The 6,171-nt window shown below is 63.0% G+C and carries 4 protein-coding genes; 1 reads left to right on the top strand and 3 read right to left on the bottom strand.

Annotation, left to right across the window (positions count from 1 at the left end; all coding sequences use genetic code 11):
* Nucleotides 1-16: 16 nt before the first annotated feature.
* The 3 genes from ACJWXQ_RS09095 to ACJWXQ_RS09085 are packed head-to-tail and all read right to left on the bottom strand — an operon-like array spanning nt 17 to nt 4,231.
* Nucleotides 17-733, bottom strand: coding sequence for a phosphoadenylyl-sulfate reductase (locus tag ACJWXQ_RS09095; protein ID WP_346052043.1), 717 nt, complete (start codon nt 731-733; stop codon nt 17-19).
* Nucleotides 705-2,420, bottom strand: a complete 1,716-nt coding sequence (gene cysI / locus ACJWXQ_RS09090) for an assimilatory sulfite reductase (NADPH) hemoprotein subunit (protein WP_346052041.1) — start codon at nt 2,418-2,420, stop codon at nt 705-707. The genes ACJWXQ_RS09095 and cysI overlap by 29 nt, the downstream gene beginning before the upstream one ends.
* A 2-nt stretch (nt 2,421-2,422) precedes the next feature.
* Nucleotides 2,423-4,231 (bottom strand): assimilatory sulfite reductase (NADPH) flavoprotein subunit, encoded by a 1,809-nt coding sequence (locus tag ACJWXQ_RS09085; RefSeq protein WP_406672638.1) that lies wholly within the window; start codon nt 4,229-4,231, stop codon nt 2,423-2,425.
* A 418-nt stretch (nt 4,232-4,649) separates the two neighbouring features.
* Here ACJWXQ_RS09085 and cysG point away from each other — a divergent pair, with 418 nt between their 5' ends.
* The gene (gene cysG / locus ACJWXQ_RS09080; RefSeq protein WP_346052037.1) at nt 4,650-6,077 is read left to right on the top strand and encodes a siroheme synthase CysG; all 1,428 of its coding nucleotides are present in this window, start codon (nt 4,650-4,652) and stop codon (nt 6,075-6,077) included.
* Nucleotides 6,078-6,171: the final 94 nt, after the last annotated feature.

The raw sequence follows: 6,171 nt of genomic DNA, 5'->3' as shown, positions 1-6,171 counted from the left end.
GGCCGCTTTTGAATTTTTAAACCGACTCATGCAAACCACACTCGCGCTTGAGCCCAAAGAAGCGCGTGGCTTCCTTGCTGCCTGCTTCCTGCAATGAACGGGTCGTGTGCCAATCGCCGATGCTCACATAGCCCTGTTCCCAGAGGGGGTGGTAAGGCAGTTCATGGCGGTTGAGATAGGCGTGCACGTCCCTGTCCGTCCAGTCCAGGATGGGGTGAAACTTGATGCGGCCGTTGCGGTACTGGGCGAGCGGCAGCTTCTCCCGGCTGCTGGCCTGGTCGCGACGGATGCCGGAGAACCAGGTGCCGGCACTCAACTCGCGCAAGGCCCGCTGCATGGGCTCGACCTTGTTCTCCTGGTTGTAGGCCTCGATCCCATCCCTGCCCTGCTCCCAGCGCTTGCCGTGACGCGCTTCCTGCCAGGCGGCGCTGAATCGGGGACGGTAGACATGCAGATTCAGATCCAGGCGCTGGGTGAGCCTGTCCACGAAACGGTAGGTTTCCGGAAAGTGATAGCCGGTGTCGATGAAGATCACCGGGATGTCGGGGCGCTGGCGAGTCACCAGGTGGAGCATGACCGCCGACTGGGCGCCGAAGCTTGAGGCCAATACCTGCCGATGAGGCAGATGGGCCAGGGCCCATGCCACCCGTGCCTCGGCACTGGCCGTCTCCAGATTGTGATTGGCCTGATGCACGAGGGAATACTCAGGTACCAGTGGCGTAATCTTGCTCATGTTCCCTCACCTCCTTGCCGGTGGTGACTGCTGACACAATGCCGATGCGAATCAGAAAATCCCCGAAACCTTCGTTCTCCTCGCTCTCCCGGGCGTAACGCGCGAACAGCATGTCGAGCGTGTTGAGGATGGCGTCCTCATCGGCGTTCTCCCGGTAGATGCGATTGAGGCGGTCGCCGTTGCAGGACGCGCCGAGATGCAGGTTGTAACGGCCTGGCGCCTTGCCGATGAGGCCGATCTCGGCCAGGTAGGGGCGGGCGCAGCCGTTGGGGCAGCCGGTCATGCGAACAGTGATCGGCCGCTGGCCGATGCCGTGCTTGTCCTGCAGGGCCTCGACCTTGTCCAGCAGATCCGGCAGGTAACGCTCCGCTTCGGCCATGGCCAGGGGGCAAGTGGGAAAGGCGACGCAGGCCATGGCCCGCAATCGTGTGGCGGAGACCTTTTCGTGCCGGACCAGGCCGTGCTTTTCCAGCAGCAGGTCGATGTCCAGCTTCTGCTGGACATCAGCACCGGCAATGATGAGGTTCTGGTTGGCCGTGACCCGGAAATGGATATCCGGGTGCTGTTGGGCAAGCTGCCGCAAGCCTTCCATGGCCTCGCCCTTGAGGCGGCCGTTTTCCACGAACAGGGTCAGATGCCAGTGCCCGTCTTCGGCCTCCACCCAACCGTAACGATCGCCGTTGTGATGAAACTGGAAGGGCCGGGTGGGGGCGAGCGCAAAGCGCTGGCGCCAATCCAGCTCCCGCCGGAACCAATCCAGGCCGTGATCCTCGATGGTGTACTTCAGGCGTGAACGCTTGCGGTTCACGCGATTACCGTAGTCGCGCTGGATGCTGATGATGGCTTCGGCCACGGTCACCGCCTGTTCGGGCCGGCAGAAACCGATCACATCCCCAAGACGCGGATGGGTATCGGCCACGTCATGGCTCATGCCCAGGCCACCGCCGACACTGACATTGAAGCCGGCCAGACGGCCCTTCTCGGCAATGGCAATGAAGCCGATGTCATGGGCAAAGACATCCACGTCGTTAACCGGCGGGACCGCCACCGCGATCTTGAACTTGCGTGGCAGATAAGTTGGCCCGTAAAGGGGCTCGTTCTCCCTTTCGCTACCACTGTCCCGGCCCTGCAGCCATATCTCCTGATAAGCCTGGCTTTCGGGCAGCAATTCATTGCTCAGGCGCTCAGCGATGGCCTGGACTTCGGCATGCAATGCGCTTTCCAGGGGATTGGCACTGCACATGACATTGCGGTTCACATCCCCGCAGGCGGCGATGCTGTCGAGAAAGACTTCATCCAGACCACGCACCAGGGGGCGCAGGTCTTCCTTGTAAATGCCATGGAACTGCACCGCCTGGCGGGTGGTGAGGCGGATGGTGCCATTGGCGTAATCCCGGGCGAGGGCATCCAGCTTCAGCCACTGGGCGGGCGTCAACACCCCGCCGGGAATCCGCACCCGCAGCATGTAGGAATACAGCGGCTCGAGTCTGGCCTTGCGGCGTTCGGCCCGCACATCCCGGTCATCCTGCTGATAGATGCCATGGAACTTGATGACCTTGGTATCGCTCTCGGCAATACCTCCCGTGACCTGGTCCTCCAGGCCAATATGGAGGGAGCCGCGCAGGGCCCGGCTTTCGGCCTTGATGGATTCCACTTCGTCGAGCAGCGCTTCACGCTTGTCAGTCATGATCAGTAAACGTCCTTCTGGTAGCGACCTTCACGGCGCAGTTGCTTGAGATAATCGCCGGCGGCGTCCTCGCTCAGGCCGCCCTGCGCCACCAGCACATCGCGAATCGCGGCCTCCACATCCGGGGCCATGCGATTGGCGTCGCCGCAGACATAGATATGGGCGCCGGCTTCCAGCCACTGATGGAACTCGGCGGCCTGCTGGCGGATGCGGTGCTGGACATAGACCTTCTCCGCCTGGTCGCGGGAGAAGGCCAGGGAGAGCTTGTCCAGGGCGCCTGACTTGAGATGGCGCTGCCATTCCAGTTGATAGAGAAAGTCGGTACGCCGATGCTGTTCGCCGAAGAACAGCCAGTTGGAACCGTCATGGCCCAATGCACGACGCTCGGTCACAAAGGCGCGGAAGGGGGCCACACCGGTGCCGGGGCCGATCATGATCACCGGTGCCTGGCCGTCCTCGGGCAGACGGAAGCGGGGGTTTTCCTCCACGAACAGCCTGACCCGATCACCGGCCTCGATGCGGCGGTTGAGATACCAGGAGGCGGTACCTACCCGAAGGCCCTGCTCGGTTTCACCCCCCACGGTGGCCACGGTGAGGTGAATTTCATCCGGGGTGTCGGCGGGGCTGGAGGCAATGGAATACATCCTTGGGGTCAGGCCCCGGAGCAGGCTTACCAGGCGCCGGCCATCCAGCTCGGTCGGCCAGGCCCGCAGTACATCGATCACCTGGTGATCCTTGATCCAGTCACGTAACTGTGTGGCATCGGCCAGCACGGCTTTAAGAGCATCAGCTTGTGCCAGCTCGGCATACTGTTCCAGGAAGGGACGGGACAACTGGGTGAGTTCGCGGTGCCGACCAAGCCAGTCCCGCAGTGACCGGGTCTGGCCCTCATACTCGATAGCTTGCGAGCCGTCCAGCCCCGTGGCGGCCAATACTTCTTCCACCAGGGCCGGGTCGTTGTCGGCCCAGATACCCACCGAGTCACCGGCCTGGTACTGAATGCCGCTGTCTTCGATGGACAACTCGATGTGATGCACGGACTTACCGGACGGGGCCACCGTCAGGGGATGGCTAGCCAGGACCTCCGCTTCGAAGGGCTCCTCCCGGGTCCAGCGGCTGGGAGCTTTGGCCTCGCCCACCAATTGCAGGTGGCTGGGCGCGGCCTCGGCCGGCTCACCGCCGGCCAGTTCACTGAAGCGTTCCAGGGCCTGTTCCCGCCACTGGCGGGCGGCGTTCTCGAAATCCACATCGGCATCCACCCGATCCAGCACGCGCTGGGCGCCGAGATTCTCCAGGGCGGCATCGAAGTCACGGCCGGTCTGGCAGAAATGCTCATAGGAGGAGTCGCCCAGGGCAAAAACGGCGTACTGCAGATCACTCAGCTTAGGCGCCTTGTCCGAGAGCAAGAACTCGTGAAAGTCCTCGGCATCCTCGGGCGGGTCGCCCTCGCCATGGGTGCTGACCACCAGGGTGAGCAACTCCTGCTTGCGGATCTGCTGGGGGCGGACATCGGCCAGGCTGGCCAGCTTCACCGACAGGCCCTTGCCACGGGCATCCTCCGCCAGGGCCTCGGCCACCCGGCGGGCATTGCCGGTTTCCGAGCCGTACCAGATGTTGAGCACCCGACTCGCCCCCGATGCGGCGGCGGCACGGGCCTGCGGGACGGGTACCTCCGCGCCCGGCGCCGCACCGGCAGCCGCCAGGCCGGCCAGATAACCGGAGGCCCAGATCTTCTCCCGCTCATCAAGCTCCCGGGCCAGGGCGTCCAGCTTGCCCTGCAGTTGTGGTGTGTTGGCAGGCACCGCAGCCATGGTTCTCTCCCTCGCTTGAGTACGGGGAACAGACTAGGCAGGCAGTCACATCACTGGAAGGAATGTTTGTTCATACCGATATGACGGAAAGGCAGAAAGGGGGTGGGGCTGGCTTTAGCAATTTACTGATGGCTCTGGTGGCGGGTTTGGGCGTGATGGTTTTTTCACAGAGGGCACAGAGAATCCGCAGAGGGGCACAGAGCTTCCTTAAGCTTGTACTGTTTGCTGAGGGCCAACGACAATAAACCTCCGTGGCCCTCTGCGTGTTCTCTGCGTCCTCTGTGTCCCCAATTCAACGCCCAAGTCCAGCACCAGGCATATTCCCTTTGGTGATTAGCAAGTCAGTAATGGATATTTCCCTGGAATTGATGACGGGCCTAGTCTCACTGGAAAGCGTGAGACACAGAGGAATGCCGTCATGGAGTATCTGCCTATATTCGTGGCCGCCGAAAACCGCCGGGTCCTGGTGGTGGGTGGTGGCCAGGTGGCCAGCCGCAAGATCGGCCTGTTGATTCGCAGCGGGGCCGAGATTCATGTGGTGGCCCCCGAGCTTTGCGAGGCCCTGCGGGCCCTGGCCGAGGAAGGCAGCATCCATTGGCGGGCGCGGGCCTTTCGCGATGAAGACCTGGATGATGCCTGGCTGGTGTATGTGGCCACCGATGATCCCTTCCTGCAGCGGCGGGTCAGCCGCGAGGCCGCGGCCCGGCGGGTACTGGTCAACACCGTGGATGATCGGGACCTGTGCAGCTTCATCATGCCGGCCATTGTCGATCGCTCGCCGGTGATGGTGGCCATCAGCACCGGCGGGACATCGCCCGTGCTGGCTCGGCGTATTCGCGATGGCGTGGAGCGCCTGTTGCCCCAGGCCACCGCGCGTCTGGCCCGCTTCGTCGGCCGGGTGCGGGATCGCATCAGCGAAAGCATCAGTGATTTTGCTCAACGCCGCCATTTTCATGAATGGCTGGTGGACGGGCCGGTGGGTGATGCGTTGCGGGCCGGTCGGGAAGGCGAGGCCCTGTCCCGTTTCGAGCAGGCCTTGAGTGATGGTGAACTGATCAGCGAAGGGATGGTGTATGTGGTGGGTGCCGGCCCCGGTGATCCGGAACTGCTCACCCTCAAGGCCTTGCAGACCCTTCAGAAAGCCGATGTGATCGTCCATGACGGGCTGGTGGATCCAAGAGTGCTGGAGCTGGCGCGCCGGGATGCGGATTTCATTGATGTGACCAAACGTGCCGGATATCACCGCCTGCCACAGGAGCGGATCAACCAACTGCTGGCTGAGTTGGCCGAAGCCGGCAAGGTGGCGGTCCGCTTGAAGGGGGGCGATCCCTTTGTCTTTGGTCGGGGCGGCGAGGAGATCACCCATCTGCGTGAGCGCGGCATTCGCTATGAAGTGGTGCCCGGTATTACCGCCGCGGTGGGTTGCGCGGCCTATGCCGGCCTGCCCCTCACCCACCGCGATCATGCCCACTCGGTCTGGCTGGTCACCGCCCACTGCCGTGACTCGGTGGATGAGCTGGACTGGAATGACCTGGCCCATTCCCGCCAGACCCTGGCCTTCTACATGGCCGTGAAACAGGTCGGCCGGGTACAGCAACAGCTCATGGCCCATGGCCGCGACCCCGATACCCCGGTGGCCTTTGTCGAACACGGCTGCCGCCCGGAACAGCGGGTCATCGTCGGTCGCCTTGGCCGAATGGCGGAACTGGCCCGGGAACACGAGCTGCAGTCACCGTCCCTGATCTATGTGGGCGAAGTGGCCGCACTTGCGGCGGAGCTTGGCTGGTACGGACAGGTGCCGCTTGTGGATACCGACAGCGAGGCACTGCGGCGGGTGGCGGTTTGATTTGCCTCGCGCAAAGGCGCTAAGGCGCAAAGAAAGATTATTTTTCTCGCGCAGAGACGCGGAGACGCAGAGAAAACAATGTTTATGTTGTTTG

Source organism: Natronospira sp., from assembly GCF_007134575.1.
GTDB lineage: Bacteria > Pseudomonadota > Gammaproteobacteria > Natronospirales > Natronospiraceae > Natronospira > Natronospira elongata.
Note: the sequence above shows the minus strand (reverse complement) of the source record. Positions and strands in the feature narration are given on the sequence as shown.